We start from the raw sequence: 24,840 nt of genomic DNA on the forward strand, positions 1-24,840 counted from the left end.
ATCGGATCAGTCGCGGGGGAAGCGAGCCTCGAGCTCGACCACCTGTTCCGGTGTCAGGGCGCGCGGATTTCGGCCGTGCAGCAGCAGATAGAGCTTGGCGGTCTCCTCCAGTTCCTCGGTGGCATAGACCGCCGCTTCCAGGCTCTTGCCAGCCACGACCGGGCCGTGATTGGCGAGCAGCACGGCACTGTGCTGCCCCGCCAGGCCGCGCACCGCATCCCCCAGGGCAGGATCGCCCGGCAGGTGGTAGGGCACCAGCGGCAGCTTGCCCACTCGCATCACGTAATAGGCGGTCAGGGGAGGAATGCAGTCACAGGGGTCGATATCGGGCAGGCAGGAGACCGCGACCGAATGGGTCGAATGCAGGTGCACGATGGCCTCGGACTGGGGGCGTTCGGCATACATGGCCATGTGCAGGAAGTGTTCCTTGGTCGGTCTGTCGCCTTCCTGCCAGCGCCCCTCGCCGTCGAGCCGCGAGATGCGCGCCGGGTCCAGCCGACCCAGGCAGGCGTTGGTGGGGGTCATCAGCCAGCCGCCGTCATCCAGCCGCAGGCTGATGTTGCCGCTGGAGCCCATGGTCAGGCCCCTGTCGAACAGCGACTTGCCCAGCGTGGTGATCTGTTCACGCAGTCGCGTCTCGTCGTGTCGGCTCATGCGCTCCCCTCCCCTGCGGTCAGTTCCTCCAGCACGGTGAAGGCCCGGGTGAAGAAATCCTCTGCGCCGAAGTTGCCGGACTTGAGCGCCAGCGACAGCGGTGCCGCGCGGCCCGCCAGAGGCGCCTGGGTCCAGGGCACCCCGGGGTCGATCTGGCCACCGATACGCAGCTGGCGGACGTCCAGCGCAGAGACCACCGCACCGGACGTCTCGCCGCCGGCGACCACCAGCCGGCCGACGCCCTCGTCGACCAGGGTGCGCGCCAGCTGGCCCATGGCCTGCTCCACCTCCCTACCGGCACGCTCGACCCCGAGCGCCGCCTGGGCCTCCTTGACGCGCTGGGAATCCGCGGAGGCATAGACCAGTACCGGGCCGCCGTCGGCCAGATACTCGCGGGCGAAGGCCAGGGCCTCGGCGAGGTGGGACTCGCCCTCCGCCAGCGCCAGCGGGTTCAGGGCGAAGCCGGGATGGTGCTCGAGGAAGTGGTCGACCTGGCCGAGCGTGGCACGCGAGCAACTGCCCGACAGCACCAGCGCACTGCCGGCGGCCGGCGACAGTCGCCCCGGCTCGGAAACCTCGTCAAGCCAGCCCCGGCGGCGATACTGCTCAGGCAGCGCCTGCCCCAGCCCTGACCCACCGGTCACCAGGGGGTAGTCGACCAGTGCCTCGGCGAGCACCTCGAGATCCCGTTCGTCCAGGGTGTCGCAGATCACATGACGCACGCCCTGTTCCGACAGGCCACGAAGATGGTCGCGTGTGGCATCGGCACCACGGGCCAGCACCGGCTGCGCCGCCAGGCCCACCGCATGGGGAGTCTGGCGGCTCAGGAAGCGCACCAGGTCGGCCTCGGTCATCGGATTGAGCGGATGGTGCTCCATCCCACTCTCGTTGAGCAGGCGATCGCCAACGAACAGGTGGCCCTGATAGACGGTACGGCGATTGGCCGGGAAGGCCGGGACCATCACCGTCTGGGCACTCCCCAACCGCTCCAGGAGGGCATCGGCCACGGGCCCGATATTGCCGGCGTCGGTGGAGTCGAAGGTCGAGCAGTACTTGAAGAAGATCTGCCTGGCACCCCGGGCCTGCAGCCACTCCAGTGCTGACAGGGACTCCGTCACCGCCTCGCCTGCCGGGCAGGAGCGGGACTTCAACGCCACCACCACCGCATCGACATCACCGATGTCTGCCTCGGCGGTCGGCACGCCGATGGCCTGCACACAGCGCATGCCGGCGCGCACCAGGTTGTTGGCGAGATCCGTGGCCCCGGTGAAGTCGTCGGCGATGGCACCCAGCACGATGGCCATGATCAGGCTCCTTCGGCGTCGTTGGCGGCCTCGGGCAGCGTGATGCCCGACAGCCGCTCGTAGACCTTGATCACGGCCGCGTCGTCCTCTCGGCCGAAGCCGGCGCCCTTGGCCGCGGTGAACTGCTGCAGTGCCGAAGACGCCACCGGGGTCGGCAGCGCCAGCTCACGCCCGGTCTCGTGGACGATATTGAGGTCCTTGACGAAGATGTCGACGGCGGAGAGCGGCGTGTAGTCGCCCTTGAGGATATGCGGCACCCGGTTCTCGAACATCCAGGAGTTGCCCGCCGAGTGGGTGATCACCTCGTAGACGGTCTCCGGGTCGAGCCCCATGCGGATGCCCAGGGCCATCGCCTCGGCGGCGGTGGCGATATGCACCCCGGCGAGCAGCTGGTTGACGAGCTTCATGCTCGAGCCCACGCCGGGTGTGTCCCCCAGCCGATAGACGGTGGCGGCCATGGCCTCGAGGACGGGCGCCGCCATGGCGAAGGCGCTCCCGGCGCCCGAGGCCATGACCGACAGCTCGCCGCTGCGTGCCTTGGCGGCGCCACCGCTGATCGGTGCGTCGAGCATCTCGAGTCCCGCGTCGGTGAGCCGCTCTCCCAGGCGACGCGCGATGCTGGGGGCCACCGTGGCGCATTGCATGATCAGGCCGCCGTGGCGAAGGGAACCCACGACCCCCTGGTGGCCGAACAGCACTTGCTCGACCTGGTCGGCATTGACCACCACCAGCAGCACGATGTCGCTGCGGGCCGCCAGTGCCGCCGGCGTCTCGGCGCTCTGCCCGCCCCGCGCCTCGAAGGCCTCGCGTGCCGCGGCGGAGATATCGCAGCCCGTGACCTCAAGGCCACTCTCGAGCAGCGCAGTGGCCGTGCCCATGCCCATGGCCCCCAGGCCGATGACGCCAATCCGGGGCGCCCCTGTGGTTGCATCGCTCACCTGCTGACCTCCTGATGACGGATCCATCCCCGTGACTGGTAGCGCTAACATGTTAGCGCTAACATTGTTGTAGATGATCCATCATCAGGCAGCAAGGGCCGAGAGGGAGGGTGCGACCAATGTCTAAAAACAAGACACAGTCACGTCAGAGACGAGGCTCCCACCAACCGACGCTCGCCCAGGTGGCTGAAGTGGCGGGCGTGTCCTCCATCACGGCTTCACGAGCCCTCAACGACCCCGAACGCGTCAATGCCTCGACGCGGCAGCGTGTCCTGGAGGCCATGGAGCATCTCGGATACGTACCCAACCTGATCGCAGGCAGCCTGGCGTCGGCTCGATCCCGCTTCATCGCAGTGATCGTACCGTCGCTGGCCAACACCGTCTTCATCGAGGTCATCAAGGGGCTCCAGGCCACCTTCGAGGCTGCCGGCTATCAGATCCTGCTGGGTAACACCGACTATGACATCGAGCGAGAGCATCAGCTGGTAAGAACGTTCCTGGGCTGGTCCTGCTCGGCGCTGGTCACCGCGGGACTCAAGCACACCCCGGCGTGCCGTCGATTGCTGAAGGAGTGTGACCGACCCGTGATGGAGGTGATGGAACTCGGGGAGGCGCTGGATCTCAACGTCGGCCTGGACCATCAGGAAGCGGGCCGCTGCATGGCCAGGCATCTGCTGGGGCGCGGCTATCGCCAGCCGGTCTACGTCGGCGCACGACTCTCGGACGACTATCGCGCAAGCATGCGTTATGCGGGACATCGTGAAGTGCTGCAAGACGCCGGGATCGAGCCCTTGCTGATCGAACTCGACCAGCTCGGCAGTCTCGAAGAGGGGGCTAGAGGGCTGGAGCGCGTTCAAGCGCACTATCCCGGGGCCGACGCCATCCACTTCGCCAACGATGATCTGGCATCCGGCGCCTTGCTCCATGCCCAGCGTCTCGGCCTGCGGGTCCCCGGTGATATCGCCATCGCCGGCTTCAATGGGCTGCCGCTGGGTCAGTACGTCACGCCGCGCCTGACCACCATCCAGTCACCCCGCGAGGCCATGGGGCGACTGGCGGCAGAGCAGGTCTTGAGAAGACTGGACCACCAGCCGGTGACGCAACCGCAGCAGGATGTGGGTTTCACGCTCATGATCGGCCAGAGCACCTGAGGCAGGGAATCCCGCGGTCGGCCTTCCGCCTCTGCGCTGACAGGGTCAGGTCACGAACGCCCTCACCCTCTCCGGTTCGGTGGCACCAGGCCGTGGCGCTGCATCCGCCGATAGACGGTGGGACGCGACACGCCCAGCCGCCGGGCCCTGGCCCTGCCCAGGGAACTTTATTTCCTTGTTGTTCAATGCATTGAAAGCCATGCCGGCCATCGCGTCCCGTGCCTGGCATGAATGCTGCTTCAGTCAGGGGGCATACCCCATGACGAGCAGTGGAGAACAATGATGACAACACGCACGCCGACCCAAGACGTCACCCAATGGTTGGAGCAGTTCGAGGCCGCCCTGCACGAGAGAGACCTCCAGCAGGTCGTGGACCTGTTCGGCGAGGAGTGCTACTGGCGGGACCTGGTCACCTTCACCTGGAACCTCAAGACGCTGGAGGGCAAGGAGGAGATCCAGGCCATGCTGGAGGCCACCCTGGACGAGGCGCGCCCCACGAACTGGCGCCTGGACGGCGAGGCCAACGAGGCCGATGGCATGATCGAGGCCTGGATCACCTTCGAGACGGCGGTAGCCAGCGGCAAGGGGCTGCTGCGCTTGAAGGACGGCCGGTGCTGGACGCTGCTGACCACCATGCAGGAGCTCAGGGACCATCCCGAGCCCAGCCGGGAGCGCCGCCCCAAGGGGGCCCAGCATGGGGCCAGCAAGTCACGCGAAACCTGGCTGGAGGCACGCCAGCGCGAGCAGCAGGAGCTGGGCTACACGCGCCAGCCCTACTGCGTGATCATCGGCGGCGGCCAGGGTGGCATCGCGCTCGCCGCACGCCTGCGCCAGCTGGACGTCCCCACCATCGTGGTGGAGAAGAACCCGCGGCCCGGCGACTCCTGGCGCAACCGCTACAAGTCGCTCTGCCTGCACGACCCGGTCTGGTACGACCACCTGCCCTACATCCCCTTCCCCGAGAACTGGCCGGTCTTCGCGCCCAAGGACAAGCTGGGCGACTGGCTGGAGATGTACACGAAAGTGATGGAGCTCAACTACTGGGGCGCCACCGAATGCGAGAGCGCCCGCTACGACGAGACCAGGGGCGAGTGGATCGTCGAGGTCAACCGCGACGGCGAGCGGGTCACGCTGCGCCCCCAGCAGCTGGTGCTGGCCACCGGCATGTCGGGCATGCCCAACGTTCCCCACTTCCCGGGCGCCGAGACGTTCGAGGGCGAGCAGCAGCACTCCAGCCAGCACCCCGGGCCGGACGCCTATCGCGGCAAGAAGGTGGTCGTGGTGGGTGCCAACAACTCCGCCCACGACATCTGCGCGGCGCTCTGGGAGAACGAGGCCGACGTCACCATGCTGCAGCGCTCCTCGACCCACATCGTGAAGTCCGACTCGCTGATGGACGTGGTGCTCGGCCCGCTCTACTCCGAGGAGGCCGTGCGCAGCGGCATTACCCACGACACGGCCGACCTGATCTTCGCCTCGATCCCCTACAAGGTGCTGCCCGACATCCAGAAGCCGGCCTTCGACGAGATCCGCGAGCGGGATGCCGAGTTCTACCAGCGGCTGGAGGAGGCCGGCTTCCTGCTGGACTTCGGTTCCGACGACTCGGGCCTCTTCCTCAAGTACCTGCGGCGGGGCTCGGGCTACTACATCGACGTGGGCGCCTGCGACCTGGTCGCCAACGGCGAGATCAAGCTGCGCAGTGGCGTCGGCATCGAGTGCATCAACCCGCGCTCGGTGACCCTCACCGACGGCACCGAGCTACCCGCGGACCTCATCGTCTATGCCACCGGCTACGGCTCCATGAACGGCTGGGCGGCGCGCATCATCTCCCAGGAGGTGGCCGACAAGGTCGGCAAGTGCTGGGGCCTGGGCTCCGACACCCCGAAGGATCCGGGGCCCTGGGAAGGCGAGCTGCGCAACATGTGGAAGCCCACCCAGCAGGAGGCGCTGTGGTTCCACGGCGGCAACCTGCACCAGTCGCGTCACTACTCCCGGTACCTGGCCCTGCAGCTCAAGGCCCGGATGGAGGGCATCCCGACCCCGGTCTACGGCCTGCAGGAGGTCCACCACCTGTCTTGATCCCCGGAACGGTCCGGCACGCCGGGCGCCGGCCATGGGGACATGGCCGGCGCGGTCAATACTCCACCACCACGTCGCCCAGCGGCTTGCTGCAGCAGGAGAGGATATAGCCGTCCGCCACGTCCTCGTCGGTGATGCCGCCGTTGTGCTCCATGTCGACCTGGCCCGCGGCCAGCGGCACCCGGCAGGTCCCGCAGATCCCCATGCCGCAAGCCTTGGGAATATGCAGGCCCAGCTTGGCCGCCGCGGTGTGCACCGTGTCGCCCGGCTGGATGCGCACGCTCTTGCCGGACTGGCGGAACTCGACGCTGATCATGTCGGCGACATCGAGCTCCTCGGCCTCGGCCTCGGCCTGCTCGACGTGCTCGATCACCTCCTCCTGGACCTCCAGCGGCGTGGCCCCGAACGACTCCTCGTGGTAATGCGCCATGTCGAAGCCCTGGGCCCGGAGCAGCTGCTTGATGGCCGCCATGTAGGGCGTGGGGCCGCAGCAGAAGATCTCGCGGTCCATGAAGTCCGGCGCCATCAGCTCGAGCATCGGCAAACCGAGGTAGCCGCGAAAGCCGGCCCAGGCATCGCCCAGCTCATCGCTGCGCTCACACACGATATGCAGCCTGAACTCGGGGATCCGCGAGAAGATGTGCTCGAGCTCGCGGTGGAAGATGATGTCCCGCGGCGTCCGTGCGCTGTGCACGAACTGCAGGTCCACCGCCGCGTTGGTGTCGAAGAACCAGCGTGCCATGGACATCAGCGGCGTGATTCCCACCCCGCCGGAGAGCATCAGCACCTTGTCGGCGGGATAGTCGATGACGTTGAAGTTGCCCACCGGCCCATGCACCGCCAGCTCGTCGTTGACCCCGAGGTTGTCGTGCAGCCAGTTGGAGACCATCCCCCCCGGGATGCGCTTGACGGTGATCGAGAAGCTGTAGGGCACGGAGGGCGAGCTGGAGATGGTGTAGGAGCGCATCACCTGCTGACCATCGATCTCCAGCTCCAGGGTCACGAACTGTCCCGGCTTGAAGAAGAACATCACCGGCTGTTCGGCCATGAAGCAGAAGGTGCGGGTATCCCAGGTCTCCTGGATCACCTTGACGCAGCGCACCAGGTGGCGGCCGTTGGTCCAGGTCTGGGTCGTGACGGGATTGAGAAAGCTCATTGTCATTGTCGAGTCGCCCGGGCTGCAGCATGAGGGTCTCCGACCGCGGTACCACCGCCTGCCGTTGAGCGCATTCTGCGCAGCCTGAGGGGCCGCGACTTGCCTGCCAGCGACACGGACATGCCCGTGGCCTCCTGCCTCCCCTCCCACCATGGCCTGTCACGTCGCTGCAGCGTCATCGCGCGTCGCGGCCAGACAACTGCCCCCCGGGCCGCTGATCCACACTCGCCGCAATCCGCCACCATCATCGTCCGTGAGCGGCCATCCACAGCACCCCGGTTTCCCTGAACAACCCCGAGGCCGCCCGAGCGGCCCAGCAAGAGGACGTATCGTCATGGACCCCATGTCTCCCGCTCGCCTGGATGACCCCCTAGCATCGGCACGCGAAGCCACCGTCGAGATGCTGCTGCACCGCCGGAAAAACTTCTCGCTGCCCCAGCCCTTCTACAACGATGTCCGGCTGTTTGCCCTGGACATGCAGGAGATCTTCGAGAAGGAGTGGCTGTTCGCCGGGATGACCTGCGAGATTCCCGCCAAGGGCAACTTCATGACCCTGGAGGTGGGCGACAACCCGGTGATCATCGTGCGGGGCGATAAGGGCGAGATCCATGCCTTCCACAACGTCTGCCGGCATCGCGGCTCCCGGCTCTGCGTCAGCGACAAGGGCAAGGTGGCCAAGCTGGTCTGCCCCTACCACCAGTGGACCTACGAGCTGGACGGCCGGCTGCTGTTCGCCGGCAGCGACATGGGCACGGCCTTCGACCTCGCCGCCTACGGGCTCAAGCCCGTCAACGTGCGCAGCGCCGGCGGCTACCTCTTCGTCAGCCTGGCCGAGGAGCCGCCGGCCATCGACGACTTCCTCGAGCGCCTGGAGCACTACCTCGCCCCCTACGACATGGAGAACGTCAAGGTCGCGGTGGAATCCAGCATCGTCGAGCAGGCCAACTGGAAGCTGGTGATCGAGAATAACCGCGAGTGCTACCACTGCAACGGCGCCCATCCGGAGCTGCTCAACTCGCTTCAGGAGTTCGACGACAGCGACGACCCGCGCGCCACGCCGTCCTACAGGGCGCTGGTGGCGCGCAAGCAGCAGCAGTGGGAGGCGATGGGCGTGCCCTGGCGGCTCAGCCGCCTGGGCAAGCGCAACCGCCTGACCCGCACCCCGCTGCTGGAGGGCACGGTGTCGATGACCATCGATGGCCGGCCGGCATGCGGCAAGCTGATGGGCCAGCTCGAGAGCCCTGACATGGGCTCGCTGCGCATCCTGCACCTGCCCAACTCCTGGAACCACTTCATGGGCGACCATGCCGTGGTGTTCCGGGTGATGCCGCTGGGGCCCCAGCAGACGGTGGTGACCACCAAGTGGCTGGTCCACAAGGACGCCGTGGAGGGCGTCGATTACGACCCGACCCAGCTGCGCCGCGTGTGGGACGCCACCAACGAGCAGGACCGCCGCCTGGCGGAGGAGAACCAGCGCGGGATCAACTCCCGGGGCTACGAGCCCGGGCCCTACTCGGAGACCTACGAGTTCGGGGTGATCGACTTCATCGACTGGTACAGCGAGAGCCTGCTGGAGAACCTCGGCCATACCGCCCCGCACCTGAAGGTGGTGGAGGGCTGAGTCCTCCCCCGCCTTCAGGAAAAGGAAAAACGGCCCCCGGTGATCGCCACCGGGGGCCGTGTCGTTGTCAAGCATGCGCCCTGGTCAGGACCTGACAGGCGCCGTCGGGTCAGCGAACCAGCGGCAGGAGATGGGTCTCCAGCGCCCGGCGGACCGAGGGCAGCAGGATCTCGCGCTTGCTCTCGAGTTCGCCGACCAGCTCGGCAACCGACTCGGCAAGCCCCGGCACGCCTCCCTCGAGGGCGCAGCGCCGGGCCAGCCGGGCGCTGCTCTCGGGACAGGCGCCCTCCGAGATACGGATGCCCAGCGCCACCAGGCGATCGCGGAAATCATCGCCATCGATCAGCTCAACGATCATCATGGGTCGCCCTCCTCCGTCTCAGTCGCTGTCCGCCAGCGCCGCCTCGGCACGGCCCAGGCGACAGGCCGCATACTTGAATTCGGGGATCTTGCCGTCGGGGTCGAGCGCCGGGTTGGTCAGGATGTTGGCCGCCGCCTCCACGTAGCAGAAGGGCACGAACACCATCCCCTCTGCCATCAGCGGGTCGACCCGCGTCTTCAGGGTGATGGCGCCCCGCCGGGTGGTGATGGTGATCGGCTCCCCCGGCGCCATGCGCAGGCGCACCAGCTCGGCGGGCGCGAGGCTCGCCACCGCCTCGGGCTCGAGGTCGTCGAGCACCCGGCTGCGACGGGTCATGGAGCCGGTATGCCAGTGCTCCAGCTGGCGCCCGGTGATCAGTACCGTGGGGTAGTCGCCATCGATGGGCTCGTCCGGCGGCAGCGGGCGGGTGGGGGTGAAGGTCGCCCGCCCGCTCGCGGTGGGGAAGGCATCACTGAACACCACGTCGGCCCCGGGCGCGTCGTCGGCGGGACAGGGATAGGTCACCGAGCTCTCGCGCTCCAGGCGCTCCCAGGTGATGTGATCGAGCGAGGCCATGCCCTGCTTCATCTCGGCGAACACCTCGCGGGGGTGCGTATAGTCCCAGCCCAGGCCCAGCCGATTGGCGATCTGCTGGATGATCCACCAGTCGGTCTTGGCCTCGCCGGGCAGCGGCACGGCAGCGCGGCCCAGCTGCACCTGGCGGTTGGTGTTGGTGACGCTGCCGTCCTTCTCCGGCCAGGCTGAGGCCGGCAGGATGACGTCGGCGAACTGGGCGGTCTCGGTGACGAAGAGATCCTGCACCACCAGGTGCTCGAGCCGGGCCAGGGCCGCCCGGGCATGGTCGAGGTCCGGGTCGGACATCGCCGGGTTCTCGCCGAGGATGTACATCCCCCTGATGGTCCCGGCGGCGATGGCGTCCATGATCTCCACCACGGTGAGCCCCGGCGTCGCGTCGAGCGGGGTGTGCCACAGCTCCTCGAAGGCGGCGCGTACCTGGGCGTCGGTCACCGGCTGGTAGTCAGGCAGCACCATGGGGATCAGGCCGGCGTCGGAGGCACCCTGGACATTGTTCTGGCCGCGCAGCGGGTGCAGGCCGGTGCCGGGGCGGCCGGTCTGGCCGCAGGCCAGCGCCAGCGAGATCAGGCAGCGGGCGTTGTCGGTTCCGTGGACGTGCTGGGAGATGCCCATGCCCCAGAAGATCATCGCCTTGTCGGCGGTCGCATAGAGCCGGGCAAGCTCGCGGATCTGCTCGGGGGCAACGCCACAGGCCGGTGACATCGCCTCGGGGGTCAGGTCGCGCACATGGGCCTTGAGCGCCTCGAAGCCCTCGGTGTGGGCGTCGATGTAGGCCTGATCATAGAGCCCCTCGCTGACGATGACGTTGAGCATGGCGTTGTAGAGCGAGACGTCGCCGCCGGGGGTGAAGCGCACGCTGCGGTGGGCATAGGCGTCCAGCGCCTGGCCACGGGGGTCGAGGATGATCAGCTTGGTGCCATTGCGCGCCGCCTGCTTGAAGTAGGTGGCCGCCACCGGGTGGTTGATCGCCGGGTTGCAGCCGGTGAGGATCACCACCTCGGCCTCGAGCGCCTGCATGAAGGAGGCCGTCACCGCCCCGGAGCCGATGCACTCCATCAGCGCCGCCACCGAGCTGGCGTGACACAGCCGGGTGCAGTGGTCGACATGGTTGCTGCCGAAGCCTGTGCGCACCAGCTTCTGGAACAGCCAGGCCTCCTCGTTGGAGCACTTGGCGCTGCCGAAGCCGGCCAGGGCGTCGGGACCGTGGGCCGCCTTGAGCGCGCCGAGCCCATTGGCGGCGACGTCCAGCGCCTCCTCCCAGCTCGCCTCGCGGAAATGGGTCAGCGGATCGAGGGGGTCGAAGTCGGGATCGAGCCCCTTGGGCACGCCCGGCCGGCGGATCAGCGGCCGGGTGATCCGCGTAGGGTGGTTGGGGTAGTCGAAGCCGAAGCGTCCCTTGACGCACAGCCGGTTCTGGTTCGATGGCCCGTCGCGGCCCTCGACGAAGAGGATCTTCTCGTCCTTGATATGGTAGGTGAGCTGGCAGCCCACCCCGCAGTAAGGACAGACCGAATCCACGGTGCGATCGGCCACCTGCGAGTCGCCGCGCCCCGCGGCGTCGACCAGGGTCGCCGGCATCAGTGCCCCGGTGGGACAGGCCTGGACGCACTCGCCGCAGGCCACGCAGGTACTCTCGCCCATGGGGTCGTCGAAGTCGAAGACGATCTTCGCGGCGGCGCCGCGATGGGCCAGGCCGATGACGTCGTTGCCCTGGACCTCGCGACAGGCCCGCACGCAGAGGTTGCACTCGATGCAGGCATCGAGGTTGACGTTCATCGCCGAATGGGTGGCGTCATGGCCTCCGGCATGGGGAAGCGCGGCGGAGCGTTCGGCGACATGGTGCACCGTGGGGGCGGCGCGCTCGGCGCGCGCCGGCAGCCGCTCGCGCACCGCGCTGGCGTCGATGGCCAGCGACTCGGCCATGGCCCAGAAGTGGCTCGAGCGGTCGGGACCATCGTCGCGCTCGGGCTGGTCGGCGACCAGCAGCTCCATCACGCCCTCGCGGGACACCCGCGCCCGCTCGGACGTGGCGCTCTTCACCACCATGCCGGGGGTCGCCTCGCGCAGGCAGCTCGCCGCCAGCACGCGCTCGCCCTCGATCTCCACCATGCAGGCACGACAGTTGCCGTCGCTGCGGTAGCCGGGGGCATCCTTGAAGCAGAGGTGGGGGATGGTCTCGCCGGCGCGCCTGGCCACCTGCCAGAGGGTCTCGCCGGGAAAGGCGCTGACCTCGGTGCCATCCAGGGTCAGGGTAAAGGTCTCTTGTGCCATCATCAGTCTCCCTACCCTTTCACGATCACGTTCTGGCCGGCGAGCTCGCCGCGGAAGTCCCGCAGCAGGCCCAGCACCGGATTGGGCGCCGCCTGGCCCAGGCCACAGATGGAGGCATCCATCATCACCTGGGACAAGCGCTCGAGCTCCTCGACGCGCCACTCGTCGCGCTCGAGCAGGGTCAGCATCTTCTCGGTGCCGACCCGGCACGGCGTGCACTGGCCGCAGGACTCGTCGGCGAAGAAGGCCAGCAGGTTGGTGGCCACCGCCCTGAGGTCATCCTGGTCAGAGAGCACGATGATCGCCGCCGAGCCGATGAAGCAGCCCGCCTCCTGCAGGGTATCGAAGTCCAGCGGGATATCGGCCTTGCTCGCCGGCAGGATCCCCCCGGAGGCGCCCCCCGGCAGGTAGCCGGCCAGGCGATGTCCCTCGGCCATGCCACCGCCATACTCCTCGACCAGCTCAGCGAGGGTGATGCCGGCGGGCGCCAGGTGGACCCCGGGGCGCCGCACCCGCCCGGAGAGCGAGAAGCTGCGCAGGCCCTGACGCCCATGGCGACCGTGGCCGGCGAACCAGTCGGCGCCCTTCTCGTGGATCAGCGGGATCCAGTAGACGGTCTCGACGTTGTTGACCAGGGTGGGACGGTCGAAGAGCCCCTTCTGGGCGACGAAGGGCGGGCGGTGGCGCGGCTTGCCGGGCTTGCCCTCCAGCGACTCGATCATCGCCGACTCCTCGCCGCAGATGTAGGCCCCGGCCCCCCGGCGCAGCACGATATAGCCCGCCTCGACCAGCCCCGCAGCCTCGAGCTCGGCAATCGCCTCATGCAGCACCCGGTGCAGGCCGGGGTACTCGTCACGCAGGTAGATGTAGAGCGCCTCGGCCTCCACCGCCCAGGCGCTGACCAGGGCCCCCTCGAGGAAGCGGTGCGGCGAGCGCTCCAGGTAGTAGCGATCCTTGAAAGTGCCTGGCTCGCCCTCGTCGGCGTTGATCGCGCAGTAGCGCGGCCCCGGCTCCTGGCGCACGAAGTGCCACTTCTTGAAGGTGGGGAAGCCGGCACCGCCGAGGCCGCGCAGGTTGGCCCGCTCGAGCGTCTCCATCAGCGCCTCGACGGTGGTGCGTCCCTCGCGGCAGTCGGCGAGCAGTCGGTAGCCGCCCGCGGCGCGATAGTCCGCCAGGCGCTGCCAGACGATCGCCTCGGGATGGAAGTGGCCGGTATCCACCACCGCCTCCACGCCCTCGGCGGTGGCGAAGAGCACGTGGTGGTGGCCCACCTCGACGACCGGTGCGGTCTCGCAGCGGCCCATGCAGGGCGCCCGCAGCACCCGCACCGCCTGCGGGTCGACACCGGCCTCCAGCTGCGCCTTGAGCGTCGCGGCCCCGGCCAGCTGGCAGGAGAGCGAATCGCAGACCCGCACCGTGACCTCCGGCGGCGGCGACTGGTCGTCGTGCACCACGTCGAAGTGGGCGTAGAAGGTTGCCGTCTCGTAGACCGCCGCCATGGGCAGGTTCATGTAGGCGGCCAGCGCCCGCAGCGCCACCAGCGGCAGGTGGCCCTGGGCATCCTGGATGGCGTGCAGGTGCTCGATCAGCAGGTCACGGCGCCGCAGCCCGGTGTCGCTGCGCTCGTCGCCGAGCAGCTGGCGCAGCGAGGCGAGGGCGACGGGGGGCAGGTCACGGCCACGGGGCCTGCCGCGGAAGCGGCGCTTGGGGGTGACGGTCTCGACGGTCATGGCGGGCTCGTTGTAATGCTTGTGAGGTGGCGCGATATCGACAGCTTGCTGTCCCTTGGCGGGCGACGACGGCCATCATCGGCATGGTGTCACCCGCCCGAGATCAGGACAATGGCCGGGCGACGGGCCGGTGAGCGAATGGATACGAGGATGTCGCTCTCAGCACGTCTCGCCGTCGGCTGTCTCCTGCATCACAGCATAGGCCACCATCTCGACGAGCATCTCCTCCCGGGCGAATCCCGAGACGATGATCGCCGCGCGATTGGGATAGGGCGCGCTGACGTATTCGGCATAGAGGCGATTGACCGTGGCGAGGTCCTCGCGACGGGTCACGTAGATCAGCACCTGGGTCAGGCTGGCCATGCTTCCCCCGGCACAGGCCAGGGTATGGCGCAGGTTCTCCAGGGTCTGGCGGGTCTGGGGCTCGATCCCGCCGTCGACGACGGCGCCATCGGCACCGATGGGGATCTGGGCGGTGAAGAGGATGCCATTGCCGATGACGGCCCACTCCAGCGGGGCCTTCGCGGCATAGAGGTCGGTGGCGACGGGTTGGATCATGGAAGCGTCTCGTGAGGATGTAGGGGTCAGTCGTTGTCGTGGTCGCCGGCACCGGCGCCGCCCCGGGAGGCGTCGCTGGACTCCACCAGGATGCGGTGCGCCAGGGTCTTGAGGCGCGCCCAGATGGCATCGTCCACCTCGATGCCTTCCTTGAGGGCCAGCTGTCGGCAGGCCAGCAGTTCGGACTCGGGATGATGGGCCAGCAGGTCGAGGTCGTGGTCGGCGCCCAGGGAGGGCAGCAGCTCCACATGGTTGGCCATCACCAGGGTGATGCCGTCGTTGGGCTCGTTCTCCTCGGGCACGTCGCGTACCGAGTAGACGCGCACCTCCGGCGTGGCATGCCCCGCACGGAAGCCCACCACCTGCTCGGTGAGGGGCACCTGGGCATTGCGCCAGAAGGCGGTGATGTTCATGCCGCGCCCGGCCAGCCGCGACAGGTAGCCCATGATCAGCTGGCGGTTGTGGCAGCGGCGGATCTTGACCACCGAGAGGCCGCGGGCACGCGCCTTGGCAAAGCCGAGCTCGGTGGCCAGGCTGATGCTTCGCAGCACGCTGTGGCCCTGGCCGTCGAGCACTGCCAGGTCACCATCCTGATAGATCAGCCGCGGCCGCGCCTCGGGATCCTCCTCGAGCAGGTAGTCCAGGCCCCGGTTGAGCTGCTCGACGCCGTGCAGGCCGTGACACTGCATCCAGGCGACCATGTCGGCGGCATCGGCGGCATCTCCCTCCTCGAAGCCGATCCCGCTGAAGGCCTTGCGGCACAGGCCCTGGAGTTCGTTGTAGGAGACGATCATTGTGCTGCCACTCCCGTACGCCCATGGAAGGAGCTGACTTCCCCCTCGCGGGCGGGCTCGAGGGGGAAGCTCCAGTCGTCGAAGCCGGCGAGGTCCTGCGGCTCGGCATTGAGCTCCTCGACCAGCGGCGCACCCTGGAAGAGGGTGATCCGCACCCAGCGGTCCGACTTGGGGTCGAAGCGACTGGCCCCGAAGAAGGAGAGCTTGGTGCGCAGCAGGTGCATCGGCTTCATGTCGCGATGCCAGAGGTTGGCGTGGATGTCGCCGTAGGGCGCCCTGACCAGCGTCTGGATGCGGCGCACCACCTCCTTGTGGCGGGGGTGCTCGAGCAGGAAGTCGACCACCGAGGCCCGCGGATGGCCCTCGAGGAAGTCACATAGTGCCTGGTGGGTGCGCGCCACGCGGGGCCCGATGGCAATGGGCATCTCCTTTTCGGCGCCGGGCTCGGCATGGCGCACCCCCAGCCTCGGCTCCTCCTTCTCGGCGGAGCGATACCAGAACCAGTAGGCGCCCTCGCGGCTCGCGTAGTCATGGGCCAGCGCCCAGCCATAGTGGGTCTCGACCAGCTGACGCAGGCGCATCAGCGGCATGTCGGGCTCCAGGTCGAGGTTCTCCGACACCCCCATCCGGTCCTCCAGGGCGTCGACCTGATCCGGATAGAGCTCGATCAGCAGGGTGTTGATCAGCTCCTGGGCCTCCAGCGGCAGGGTGCGGGCGCTCCACTCCACCAGCTGCTGCCAGATATCGGCCTCCAGCGGCACGCTGGCAAGCCAGGTCAGTACGTCAGGCAGCGCGGCCACCGTGGCCGCATTGCGCTCGGCCTGTTCGGCGTCCTCGGTGACGGTCTCGCCGAGATGCTGCATGGCACGGCGGGTCAGCGCGATCAGTCGCTCGCGCTCGGCCTCCTCCGGCGCCTGGCGCAGGGCGAGGGTCAGGGCCGTCTCGCGCTGGGTGATCCACTGGGCAATCAGCTGGGGATGGTTGATCAGGAAGGGCGCCATGCCGAGCCCGGTGGAGTTGCCGATGCCCAGGTAGCGCCGCAGCTCGCTGGCCAGTGGGCAGGCGGTGTCCGGTGAGCGACAGGCCGCGAGGTGCTCCACCTGTTCGATGGAGAAGTGCCGCAGCAGGTAGACGCCGGCCATCTGCGCCGAGAAGGGCCGACGGAAGTCGGGGTTGTCCAGCAGGCGGGCGAAGTCGGCGATGCCGAACTTGCCGTTGCCGTAGACCGCCGTGGTCCGGTAGAGGTAGCCGACCCGGGTCAGCCAGGCGGGATCGGGCTGCTCGCCACGGGCCAGGGCCTCCACGAAGTGGGCGAAGTTGCGCAGGCTCTTGTTGGCCCGCGACAGCACCAGCACCCTGGGGTGCTGACGCCCCGCCTCCTGCAGGGGCACGTTGGCGGCCATCTGCGCCAGCAGGCTGTCATCCACGTCGCCCTCCACCAGGCCAAAGGTCACGTCCCAGGCCTCGGCGATGACCCGGTCGGAGCGGCGTGCGTCCTCCAGCGGCTGGGCGAACATCACCCCGTGGTAGCGGCCATGGGGCGTCTGCAGCCGGTAGATGGCCGTGCCATGGCCGTTGGCATCCAGGTCGAAGCGCACCCGGCTGACCTGCCAGCGCTGCCGGGCCATCTGGCGCACCAGGCTGCGCACGAAGCTCAGCCGGGTGGCATGCAGGCTGCCGAGCCGCTCGAGCCGCATCACCTCATCGGCGGGACGCAGGCCGAGGGGAGCCGCCGAGACGAGATCCGCGCTAGTCATTGACGATCACCTTGGGCCGGGTGGTGAGACCCTGCTGGCGCGCCATGGCGTAGGCCGCCTGTGGCCCGGTCCACAGCGACGGCAGCAGGATCAGGGAGACGGGAATCGCGGTGATCACGATGAACTGCTGCAGCACGCTGATCTGCCCCGCACCCATGTAGAGCAGGATGGCCGCCATCAGCGACATGGCCACGCCCCAGAAGATACGCACCCCCGTATGGGGCTGGTCATGCCCGGTGCAGACCACGGCGATGGCATAGCTCATGGAGTCGCCGGTGGTGGCCACGAAGATGGTGGTCAGCAGCAGGATGGCCAGCGCCATGAGCATGCCGCCCGGCAGGGCCTGGGCCACGGTGAGCGTCGCCACGTCGAACTGGAAGTTGTTGAGCGCCTCGCCGAGGTCGATCGCGCCGGTCAGCTGGAAGTGGATCCCCGAGCCGCCGAGCAGGGTGAACCAGACGGTGGTGGCGATGGGGGCCATCACCGCCACGGCGAGGATCATCTGGCGGATTGTCCGTCCCCGCGAGATGCGCGCCACGAAGATGGCCATCAGCGGGCCATAGCCGATGAACCAGGCAAAGAAGAACACCGTCCACCACTGCATCCACCAGGCGGGGGCGGTCTCCGAGGTCATGGTGGCCATGGCCAGGAAGGAGCTCACGTACTCGCCGAAGCCCTGCAGGTAGGCGTTGGTGAGGAACAGGGTAGGACCGAACAGGAAGATGATGACGGCGATGGCCAGCGCCAGGAAGACATTGAACCGGCTGAGCAGCTGGATGCCCCGGTTGATGCCGGTGGCGGCCGAGGTGACGTAGACCGCCCCCAGCACCACCAGTATCACCAGCTGGGTCCCGTAGCCCTCGGCGACGCCGAGCAGCTCGTGCAGGCCGAAGCTGACCTGGGTGGCCAGGAAGCCGATTGGGCCCACGGTGCCCGCCACCACGGCGATCACGCAGCAGGCATCGACCACGCCACCGATCCAGCCCCGCAGCAGGCGCTCGCCGAATACCGGATAGAGCAGCGTGCGCGGCTGCAGCGGCAGGCCCTTGTCGTAGTGCCAGTGGGCCAGCACCACGGCGGTCAGCGAGCCCAGCACGGCCCAGGCCAAAAAGCCCCAGTGCATGAAGGACTGCGCCAGCGCCCCGGCCACCGCCTCCACGCTGCCGGCCTCGGTGTCGAAGGCCGGCGGCGTGACCACGAAGTGATAGACCGGCTCGCCGGCGGCGAAGAAGACGCCACCGCCGGCCAGCAGGGTGCACATGATGATCGACAGCCACTTGAAGGTGCTCAGCTCGGGGGTGTCGAGGTTGCCCACCTTGGCGCTGGCCGCCGGGGACACGGCGAGCCCCATGGCGATGAAGAAGGTCAGCAGCAGCAACAGCTGGAAATAGGAGCCGAGCATGGCGGCGGTCCAGGCGAAGCCGGCGCTGATGCTGCTGGCCACGGCATCGATGTCATACAGCGACAGCGCCACGAACAGCACGATGAAGCCGCCGCTCAGGGCCAGCACGACGGGGTCGCCCAGGGGCTGGCGGCGCGATTCGGCGCGGGACGCCGGGGGTTGGGATCGGGAGCTCATGAGGGGTGCCTCGTTGTGTCGTTGTTGTGATGGGATGGCTGGCGTCGGCGTGGTGCGTGTCAGGGTGAGGGCGGCGCGCTCGAGCAGGGCCACCCAGTTGCGGCCCATGATGCGTTCGACCTCGGCCTCGTCGAAGCCGCGCTGGCGCAGCCCGTCGACCAGGTTGGGGAAGTCCCGGCTATCGCGCAGCCAGGGCAGCGGGCGCGGCCAGCCGGCGTTGCTGGCACTGCCCTCGCCGTAGTCCATCTCCTTGGACCAGCGCCCGTTGCGCATCCATTCCAGCACCGAGACGGGCTGCGCCTGGCAGAGGTCGGTGCCCAGGCCCACATGGTCGATGCCCATCAGGTCGACGGTCCGCGCGATCATCTCGCAGTAGGCCTCGAGGGTGCAGTCCGGGCCATCCTTGAGGTGGAAGGGGTAGGCGGAGAAGCCCAGCAGGCCATCGCACTCGGCGATCGCGGCGAGCACGCGGTTGGACTTGTTGCGCTTGGCCGCGTGGAAGAACTCGGGATTGGCATGGGAGATGATCACCGGGCGCTCGGAGAGCTCGATGGCCTCCAGGGTGGAGCGCTCGGCGCTGTGGGACATGTCGATGACCATGCCGACCCGGTTCATCTCGCGAATCACCTGGCGGCCGAAGCGGGTGATGCCGCTGTCCTCGCTCTCGTAGCAGCCACAGGCCAGCAGGCTCTGGTTATTGTAGGTCAGCTGCATGATCAGCAGGCCCAGCCGGCGCATCACCGCCACCATGTCGATGTCGTCCTCGATCGGCGAGCAGTTCTGGGCACCGAGGAAGACGCCCACCTTGCCGGCGGCGCGGGCACGCTCGATGTCACCCGGCTCGCGCACCGGCATGATCAGGTCGTGATGCTGCTCGAAGCGGCGGTTCCATTCGCCGAGCCGCGACAGGGTCTCGCGGATGTTCTCGTGATAGACCAGCGTCGCATGCACGGCGTCGAGGCCACCCTCGCGCATCTGCCGGAAGATCTCCCTTGACCAGTTCGAGTACTGCAGGCCATCGACGGTCAGCATTTGCTTGGACATGGAGCGCTCCTCAGGCCTTGACATAGCAGGTCTTGACCACGGTGTAGAACTCGCGGGCATAGCGACCCTGCTCGCGGGGACCGAAGCTCGAGTCCTTGCGGCCCCCGAACGGCACGTGGTAATCGGTGCCAGCGGTGGCCAGGTTGACCATCACGCAGCCGGTCTCGGCGCTGGCCTTGAAGGCGTTGGCCAGTTTCAGGGAGTCGGTGATGATGCCGGCGGTCAGGCCGAAGTGGGTGTCGTTGAGGGTCTCGATGGCCTCCTCGGCATCCGCGACCTTGATCACGCAGGCGATGGGGCCGAAGACCTCCTCGCGGTTGATCGCCATGTCGTTGGTGGTGTCGGTGAACAGGGTCGGCGCCATGTAGTAGCCCGGTGTCTCCCGCTCGAGACGCTCGCCCCCGTAGGCCAGTATGGCGCCCTGCTCGCGGGCCCGCTCGATCCAGGCCAGGTTGGATTCGAGCTGGCGGGCATCCGCCACCGGGCCGATCTGCACGCCCTGTGCCAGGGCATGGCCCACCGTCGCCCGATCCAGCCGGGCGATGAGCTTCTCGACGAAGGCGTCGTGGACCGCCTCGGTGACGATCAGCCGCGAGGAGGCCGTGCACTTCTGCCCGGTGCCGGAATAGGCACCGGCGAAGGCCGCCTCAACGGCGAGGTCGAGGTCAGCATCGTCGGCCACGATCAGCGCGTTCTTGGAACCCATCTCCAGCTGGCACTTCACCAGGTTGCCGGCGGTAGCGGCCGCCACGCGCCGTCCCACCTCCAGCGAGCCGGTGAAGCTCAGGGCATGGATGTCGGGGCTGGAGATCAGGGCATCGCCGACGCTGCCGCCGGGGCCCATCAGCAGGTTGAAGGTGCCGGGCGGCAGCGCCTGGCGGCTGATGATCTCGGTCAGCGCCCAGGCACTGGCCGGGACCAGGTTGGCCGGCTTGAAGACCACCGCATTGCCGAAGGCCAGCGCCGGGGCGATCTTCCATACCGCCGTGGCCATGGGGAAGTTCCAGGGGCTGATCACGCCCACCACACCGACCGGCTCGCGGCGGGTCTCGATCTCGACACCGGGGCGCACGGAGTCCACCCGCTCGTCGAGCTGGCGCAGCACCTCGGCGGCGTAGTAATGAAAGAACTGTGCCGAGCGGTAGACCTCGCCCACCCCCTCGGCCAGCGGCTTGCCCTCCTCTCGGGAGAGCAGGTGGCCCAGCTCGTCCTTGCGGGCGACCAGCTCGTCGCCGATGGCCATCAACAGGGCATAGCGCTGCTCCAGGCCGCTCCTGGCCCACTCGCGCTGCCCCTGCCGGGCCGCGGCAATGGCCTCGCCGACCTGTGCGACGCTGGCCTGGGCGTAGTGGCCGATCAGGTCATTGGTGTCCGAGGGGTTGTGGTTGGCGATGGCGCTCTCGCCCTCGCGCCACCGGCCGGCAATGAAAAGCGGATGGGATTGGGACATGGGATACCTCCTGGATAGCGTTGACGCCATCCTAGGAGAGCCACCAAGATAAGGATAATCAATAAATCCGATAAAATGATCAGGAAGCCTTACCATGCTGCCCGAACTGAAGCTGCAGCCGCTGCGCTGCGTGCTGGCCATCGCCGACCAGGGCGGCTTCCATGCCGCGGCCAGGCACCTGCATCGCAGCCAGCCGGCGATCTCCATGGCGGTGCGCGACCTCGAGGAGCGCCTCGGTCAGCCCCTCTTCGAGAAGGGCAACGGCAAGGCCGCGCTGACGCCCTTCGGGCAATGGTGCCTGCCGCGCTTTCGCGAACTGGTGGCCCACCACGACCGGGTCAGCCGCGACGCCCTGGCCATGGCCAGCCACCAGGCCGGTCGCGTGGATATCGCCACGGTGCCCTCGGTGGCCAGCCGCATCATGCCCGGTATCCTGGCGAGCTTCGTGATCGACTACCCGGGCATCGAGATCAACCTGCAGGATGGCCACTCCGAGCTGGTGAGCCAGAGGGTGCTGAGCGGCGAGGTGGAGCTGGGCATCACCAGCCTCTGGCAGGCCGAGGAGGGGCTCGACTTCATCCCGCTGCTGCACGACGAGATCGGCGTGGTGTGCCGGGACGACCATCCCCTGGCCGGGCGCGATCGACTGCACTGGCGCGAGCTGGCCGGCCACGCCCTGATTCGCAACGGCACCTCGCGGCTGCTCGAGGGCTCACCCGCGGCCGAACTGCTCGAGCACAGCGCCCTGTACATCTCCAACATGATCTCGCTGACCGCCATGCTCGAGGCGGGCATCGGCATCACGACCCTGCCGCGCCTGGCGTTCCAGGAGGAGCATGCCCGGCTGCGCTTCGTGCCGCTGGCGGAGCCCCGGCTGGAGCGCCGGATCGGGCTGATCTGCCGGGCCGGCGTCAGCCTGTCGCCGGCGGCAGCGGCCATGCAGCGACACGTGATGGCCTACCTGGCAGAAGGGGGAGACTGAGGGAGGGCGACGGGATGGGCCCGGTCGAGCGCTGGCTCGACCGGGCCTGCGTCGCTGCCGCTTACGCGGCGACGCTGCCGTGGGGGTCAATGACGAATTTCTTCGCCGCACCGCCGTCAAAATCGGCGTAGCCACGCGGGGCGTCGTCCAGGGTGATCATCTGGACATTGACCGCATCGGCAATATTCACCTTGCCGAAGAGGATCGCCTGCATCAGCGGACGGTGGTACTTCATCACCGGGCACTGGCCGGTATGGAAGCTATGCGACTTGGCCCAGCCCAGGCCAAAGCGCATGCTCAGGGCCCCCTGCTTGGCGGCAGCGTCGGCCGCGCCGGGGTCCTCGGTCACGTAGAGGCCGGGAATGCCGATCTGGCCGCCGGCCCGGGTCAGCGACATGGCGGAGTTGAGCACGGTGGCGGGGGCCTCCTTGCCGTGGTTGCAGCCACAGGCATGGGCCTCGAAGCCGACGCAGTCGACGAAGGCATCGACCTCACGCTCGCCGAGGATCGCCTCGATCCGGTCGGCCATCTCGCCCTCCTGGGTCAGGTCGAGGGTCTCGCACCCGAAGCTGCGCGCCTGGGCCAGGCGCTCCTCGATCATGTCGCCCACGATCACGCAGGCGGCTCCCAGCAGCTGGGCGGAGACCGCCGCCGCCAGGCCCACCGGGCCGGCACCGGCAATGTAGACCGTGCTGCCCGGCCCGACGCCCGCAGTCACGCAGCCATGGAAACCGGTGGGGAAGATGTCGGAGAGCAGGGTCAGGTCACGGATCTTCTCCATGGCCTGGTCGGCATCCGGGAACTTCAGCAGGTTGAAGTCCGCATAGGGCACCATGACGTATTCGGTCTGGCCGCCGACCCAGCCGCCCATGTCCACGTAGCCGTAGGCCGCCCCCGGACGCGCCGGATTGACGTTGAGGCAGATCCCGGTCCGGCCCTCCTTGCAGTTGCGGCAGCGCCCGCAGGCGATATTGAACGGCACGGAGACCAGATCCCCCGGCTTGATGAACTCGACGTCGCGGCCGGCTTCGATGACCAGGCCGGTGATCTCGTGGCCCAGCACCAGGCCGGACGGCGCGGTGGTGCGCCCGCGCACCATGTGCTGGTCGCTGCCGCAGATGTTGGTGGTGACGACCTTCAGGATCACGCCGTGGTCGCACTTGCGATTGCCAAGGGCGAGTTCTGGATAGGCGATGGATTCGACGGCGACGTTACCCGGGCCCTTGTAGACGACTCCGCGGTTGGCTGCACTCATGGCTGGCTCCTCGATGTTGTTGTAACGGACGGCGTTGTGGCGTGGCGGAGGCTTCCGCTGCTCCAGCCTAGGCCCTCCAGAGCGGTCCATTTTCTCCACAGAGGCACCCGCATGCCTGTTCGAGACATCGTCGCTGGCTGATGAGCCGACAGGCAGTTGCAGGTCGCTTTCAGGACACTGCTGCCCACCCCCGGACCCAACAATGCTCGGGCCCGCGGGTAGCGACACTCCCGAGGGTTCCCCATCGCCGTTTCCAGAAGCGGCGTCCAACAACAACAGCGAGATCCCTCGATGCGCGACAACGACGATGCCCTTGTCCTGTCCCCGGGACAGGACAACACACAGATACTGGGGCTGGACTTTCACAACCCCGTCTTTCCCCTCTCCGCCCTGGCCATCCTGGCCTTCATCCTCTACGCCCTGGTCTACCCCGATGCCGCCAATTCCCAGCTGACCGAGGCCCGAGGCTGGTCCATCGAGCACTTCGATTGGCTGTTCATGATCGCCGGCAACCTCTTCGTGCTGCTGTGCCTGGCGCTGATCGTGCTGCCGGTGGGGCGGATACGGCTGGGCGGCGACCAGGCGCGCCCCGAGTTCTCGACGATCTCCTGGTTCGCCATGCTGTTTGCCGCCGGCATGGGCATCGGCCTGATGTTCTGGAGCGTGGCCGAGCCGGTGGCCTACTACACCGACTGGTACGGCACGCCGCTGAACGCCGCCTCCGGCACCCCGGAAGGGGCTCGGGCCGCCATGGGCGCCACCATGTTCCACTGGGGCCTTCACCCCTGGGCCATCTATGGCGTGGTGGGCCTGTCGCTTGCCTTCTTCGCCTACAACCGTGGGCTACCGCTGAGCCTGCGCTCGGCCTTCACCCCGCTGCTGGGTAATCGGGTACGTGGCTGGCCCGGCCACCTGATCGATATCACCGCGGTGCTGGCGACCATCTTCGGCCTGGCCACCTCGCTGGGCTTCGGGGCCTCCCAGGCCGCCGGCGGCCTCAACTACCTGTTCGACGTGCCCAACACCCTCGGCACCCAGCTGGCGATCATCGTCGGCGTCACGGTGGTCGCGCTGTTCTCGGTATGGCGGGGCATCGACGGGGGCGTGAAGCTGTTCTCCAACATCAACATGGTGATCGCCTTCGCCCTGCTGGCCTTCGTGGTGATCACCGGCTCCACCCTGCTGTTCCTCAACGGCCTGTGGGATACCACCCTGGCCTACGCCAGCCATGTCGTGCCGCTCTCCAGCTGGATCGGCCGCGATGACACCACCTGGTACCACGGCTGGACGGTGTTCTACTGGGCCTGGTGGATCTCCTGGTCGCCCTTCGTCGGCATGTTCATCGCCCGGGTCTCGCGCGGGCGCACGGTCCGCGAGTTCCTGACCGCCGTGCTGCTGGTGCCGACCCTGGTCACCATCGTGTGGATGAGCGCCTTCGGCGGCACCGCCCTGGCCCAGTCCGCGGCCGGCGTCGGCGAACTCGCCAATGGCATCAGCGACGTCTCCCTGGCGATGTTCCACATGCTCGAGCAGCTGCCGCTGACCACCCTGACCTCCAG

Annotated in this window: 19 protein-coding genes and 1 pseudogene; 5 read left to right on the forward strand and 15 right to left on the reverse strand. The window is 68.1% G+C overall.

The window, feature by feature from the left end:
• Positions 1–6: 6 nt before the first annotated feature.
• From otnC to ltnD, 3 genes are read right to left on the reverse strand one after another with little or no spacing between them, the layout of a single operon-like run.
• Positions 7–654 carry a 3-oxo-tetronate 4-phosphate decarboxylase gene (gene otnC / locus SCI24_RS06575; RefSeq protein WP_318724618.1) on the reverse strand — a complete coding sequence of 216 codons (648 nt, stop codon included), beginning with the start codon at positions 652–654 and terminating at the stop codon, positions 7–9.
• A complete protein-coding gene (gene otnK, locus SCI24_RS06580) occupies positions 651–1,958 on the reverse strand; it encodes a 3-oxo-tetronate kinase (protein ID WP_318724619.1) in 1,308 nt (435 codons plus the stop codon). The genes otnC and otnK overlap by 4 nt, the downstream gene beginning before the upstream one ends.
• Before the next feature lie 2 nt (positions 1,959–1,960).
• Entirely contained in the window at positions 1,961–2,896 is a 936-nt protein-coding gene (gene ltnD / locus SCI24_RS06585; protein ID WP_318724620.1) for an L-threonate dehydrogenase, read from the reverse strand.
• A gap of 119 nt (positions 2,897–3,015) precedes the next feature.
• Here ltnD and SCI24_RS06590 point away from each other — a divergent pair, with 119 nt between their 5' ends.
• Positions 3,016–4,047 (forward strand): LacI family DNA-binding transcriptional regulator, encoded by a 1,032-nt coding sequence (locus SCI24_RS06590; protein ID WP_318724621.1) that lies wholly within the window; start codon positions 3,016–3,018, stop codon positions 4,045–4,047.
• A gap of 62 nt (positions 4,048–4,109) precedes the next feature.
• Here the strand turns inward: SCI24_RS06590 and SCI24_RS21550 are convergent, their stop codons facing one another.
• The gene (locus SCI24_RS21550; RefSeq protein ID WP_412929206.1) at positions 4,110–4,208 is read right to left on the reverse strand and encodes a helix-turn-helix domain-containing protein; all 99 of its coding nucleotides are present in this window, start codon (positions 4,206–4,208) and stop codon (positions 4,110–4,112) included.
• A 121-nt stretch (positions 4,209–4,329) separates the two neighbouring features.
• On the opposite strand from SCI24_RS21550, the gene SCI24_RS06595 reads away from it, so the two are divergent.
• A complete protein-coding gene (locus SCI24_RS06595; protein WP_318724622.1) occupies positions 4,330–6,126 on the forward strand; it encodes an NAD(P)/FAD-dependent oxidoreductase in 1,797 nt (598 codons plus the stop codon).
• A 55-nt stretch (positions 6,127–6,181) separates the two neighbouring features.
• On the opposite strand, the gene SCI24_RS06600 is transcribed toward SCI24_RS06595, so the two are convergent.
• Entirely contained in the window at positions 6,182–7,288 is a 1,107-nt protein-coding gene (locus SCI24_RS06600) for a hybrid-cluster NAD(P)-dependent oxidoreductase (protein ID WP_318724623.1), read from the reverse strand.
• Positions 7,289–7,616: 328 nt separating this feature from the next.
• Here SCI24_RS06600 and SCI24_RS06605 point away from each other — a divergent pair, with 328 nt between their 5' ends.
• Positions 7,617–8,903 (forward strand): aromatic ring-hydroxylating dioxygenase subunit alpha, encoded by a 1,287-nt coding sequence (locus tag SCI24_RS06605; protein WP_318724624.1) that lies wholly within the window; start codon positions 7,617–7,619, stop codon positions 8,901–8,903.
• Positions 8,904–9,012: 109 nt separating this feature from the next.
• Here the strand turns inward: SCI24_RS06605 and SCI24_RS06610 are convergent, their stop codons facing one another.
• The 9 genes and pseudogenes from SCI24_RS06610 to SCI24_RS06650 form a co-directional block, all read right to left on the reverse strand.
• The gene (locus SCI24_RS06610; RefSeq protein WP_318724625.1) at positions 9,013–9,264 is read right to left on the reverse strand and encodes a hypothetical protein; all 252 of its coding nucleotides are present in this window, start codon (positions 9,262–9,264) and stop codon (positions 9,013–9,015) included.
• Positions 9,265–9,282: 18 nt separating this feature from the next.
• On the reverse strand, positions 9,283–12,132 hold the full coding sequence (fdhF, locus tag SCI24_RS06615; protein ID WP_318724626.1) for a formate dehydrogenase subunit alpha: 2,850 nt from the start codon (positions 12,130–12,132) through the stop codon (positions 9,283–9,285).
• 11 nt (positions 12,133–12,143) lie between these two features.
• Complete coding sequence (locus SCI24_RS06620; RefSeq protein WP_318724627.1) at positions 12,144–13,862, reverse strand: NADH-ubiquinone oxidoreductase-F iron-sulfur binding region domain-containing protein; 1,719 nt, start codon at positions 13,860–13,862, stop codon at positions 12,144–12,146.
• Positions 13,863–14,021: 159 nt separating this feature from the next.
• On the reverse strand, positions 14,022–14,420 hold the full coding sequence (locus tag SCI24_RS06625) for a RidA family protein (RefSeq protein ID WP_318724628.1): 399 nt from the start codon (positions 14,418–14,420) through the stop codon (positions 14,022–14,024).
• Positions 14,421–14,446: 26 nt separating this feature from the next.
• On the reverse strand, positions 14,447–15,214 hold the full coding sequence (locus tag SCI24_RS06630; protein WP_318724629.1) for an Ldh family oxidoreductase: 768 nt from the start codon (positions 15,212–15,214) through the stop codon (positions 14,447–14,449).
• Positions 15,211–16,971 carry a hypothetical protein gene (locus SCI24_RS06635; protein ID WP_318724630.1) on the reverse strand — a complete coding sequence of 587 codons (1,761 nt, stop codon included), beginning with the start codon at positions 16,969–16,971 and terminating at the stop codon, positions 15,211–15,213. The genes SCI24_RS06630 and SCI24_RS06635 overlap by 4 nt, the downstream gene beginning before the upstream one ends.
• Positions 16,964–18,550, reverse strand: a complete 1,587-nt coding sequence (locus SCI24_RS06640) for a BCCT family transporter (RefSeq protein ID WP_318724636.1) — start codon at positions 18,548–18,550, stop codon at positions 16,964–16,966. Before SCI24_RS06640 ends, SCI24_RS06635 begins: the two co-directional genes overlap by 8 nt.
• Positions 18,551–18,625: 75 nt before the next feature.
• Positions 18,626–19,594 (reverse strand): annotated as a pseudogene (locus SCI24_RS06645) (dipeptidase); the annotation flags it as partial.
• 10 nt (positions 19,595–19,604) lie between these two features.
• Entirely contained in the window at positions 19,605–21,044 is a 1,440-nt protein-coding gene (locus tag SCI24_RS06650) for an aldehyde dehydrogenase family protein (protein ID WP_318724631.1), read from the reverse strand.
• A gap of 94 nt (positions 21,045–21,138) precedes the next feature.
• Between SCI24_RS06650 and SCI24_RS06655 the strand changes: the two genes are divergently transcribed.
• Positions 21,139–22,026, forward strand: coding sequence for a LysR family transcriptional regulator (locus SCI24_RS06655; RefSeq protein ID WP_318724632.1), 888 nt, complete (start codon positions 21,139–21,141; stop codon positions 22,024–22,026).
• A 61-nt stretch (positions 22,027–22,087) separates the two neighbouring features.
• Here the strand turns inward: SCI24_RS06655 and fdhA are convergent, their stop codons facing one another.
• Positions 22,088–23,281 carry a formaldehyde dehydrogenase, glutathione-independent gene (gene fdhA / locus SCI24_RS06660; protein WP_318724633.1) on the reverse strand — a complete coding sequence of 398 codons (1,194 nt, stop codon included), beginning with the start codon at positions 23,279–23,281 and terminating at the stop codon, positions 22,088–22,090.
• A 291-nt stretch (positions 23,282–23,572) separates the two neighbouring features.
• On the opposite strand from fdhA, the gene SCI24_RS06665 reads away from it, so the two are divergent.
• Positions 23,573–24,840, forward strand: a 1,268-nt coding sequence (locus SCI24_RS06665) for a BCCT family transporter (RefSeq protein WP_318724634.1), incomplete at its 3' end; no start/stop codon positions are given.

Origin of the sequence: Halomonas sp. (genome assembly GCF_033549285.1) — a bacterium.
Lineage (GTDB): Bacteria > Pseudomonadota > Gammaproteobacteria > Pseudomonadales > Halomonadaceae > Halomonas.

What these genes read in the sequence shown, in the direction of transcription:
- otnK (WP_318724619.1), bottom strand. Translation starts at nt 1,958, where the DNA reads ATGGCCATCGTGCTGGGTGCCATCGCCGACGACTTCACCGGGGCCACG.
- SCI24_RS06625 (WP_318724628.1), bottom strand. Translation starts at nt 14,420, where the DNA reads ATGATCCAACCCGTCGCCACCGACCTCTATGCCGCGAAGGCCCCGCTG.
- otnC (WP_318724618.1), bottom strand. Translation starts at nt 654, where the DNA reads ATGAGCCGACACGACGAGACGCGACTGCGTGAACAGATCACCACGCTG.
- SCI24_RS06640 (WP_318724636.1), bottom strand. Translation starts at nt 18,550, where the DNA reads ATGAGCTCCCGATCCCAACCCCCGGCGTCCCGCGCCGAATCGCGCCGC.
- SCI24_RS06630 (WP_318724629.1), bottom strand. Translation starts at nt 15,214, where the DNA reads ATGATCGTCTCCTACAACGAACTCCAGGGCCTGTGCCGCAAGGCCTTC.
- SCI24_RS06610 (WP_318724625.1), bottom strand. Translation starts at nt 9,264, where the DNA reads ATGATGATCGTTGAGCTGATCGATGGCGATGATTTCCGCGATCGCCTG.
- SCI24_RS06655 (WP_318724632.1), top strand. Translation starts at nt 21,139, where the DNA reads ATGCTGCCCGAACTGAAGCTGCAGCCGCTGCGCTGCGTGCTGGCCATC.
- fdhF (WP_318724626.1), bottom strand. Translation starts at nt 12,132, where the DNA reads ATGGCACAAGAGACCTTTACCCTGACCCTGGATGGCACCGAGGTCAGC.
- SCI24_RS06605 (WP_318724624.1), top strand. Translation starts at nt 7,617, where the DNA reads ATGGACCCCATGTCTCCCGCTCGCCTGGATGACCCCCTAGCATCGGCA.
- SCI24_RS06595 (WP_318724622.1), top strand. Translation starts at nt 4,330, where the DNA reads ATGACAACACGCACGCCGACCCAAGACGTCACCCAATGGTTGGAGCAG.
- SCI24_RS06600 (WP_318724623.1), bottom strand. Translation starts at nt 7,288, where the DNA reads ATGACAATGAGCTTTCTCAATCCCGTCACGACCCAGACCTGGACCAAC.
- SCI24_RS06590 (WP_318724621.1), top strand. Translation starts at nt 3,016, where the DNA reads ATGTCTAAAAACAAGACACAGTCACGTCAGAGACGAGGCTCCCACCAA.
- SCI24_RS06635 (WP_318724630.1), bottom strand. Translation starts at nt 16,971, where the DNA reads ATGACTAGCGCGGATCTCGTCTCGGCGGCTCCCCTCGGCCTGCGTCCC.
- SCI24_RS06620 (WP_318724627.1), bottom strand. Translation starts at nt 13,862, where the DNA reads ATGACCGTCGAGACCGTCACCCCCAAGCGCCGCTTCCGCGGCAGGCCC.
- SCI24_RS06650 (WP_318724631.1), bottom strand. Translation starts at nt 21,044, where the DNA reads ATGTCCCAATCCCATCCGCTTTTCATTGCCGGCCGGTGGCGCGAGGGC.
- fdhA (WP_318724633.1), bottom strand. Translation starts at nt 23,281, where the DNA reads ATGAGTGCAGCCAACCGCGGAGTCGTCTACAAGGGCCCGGGTAACGTC.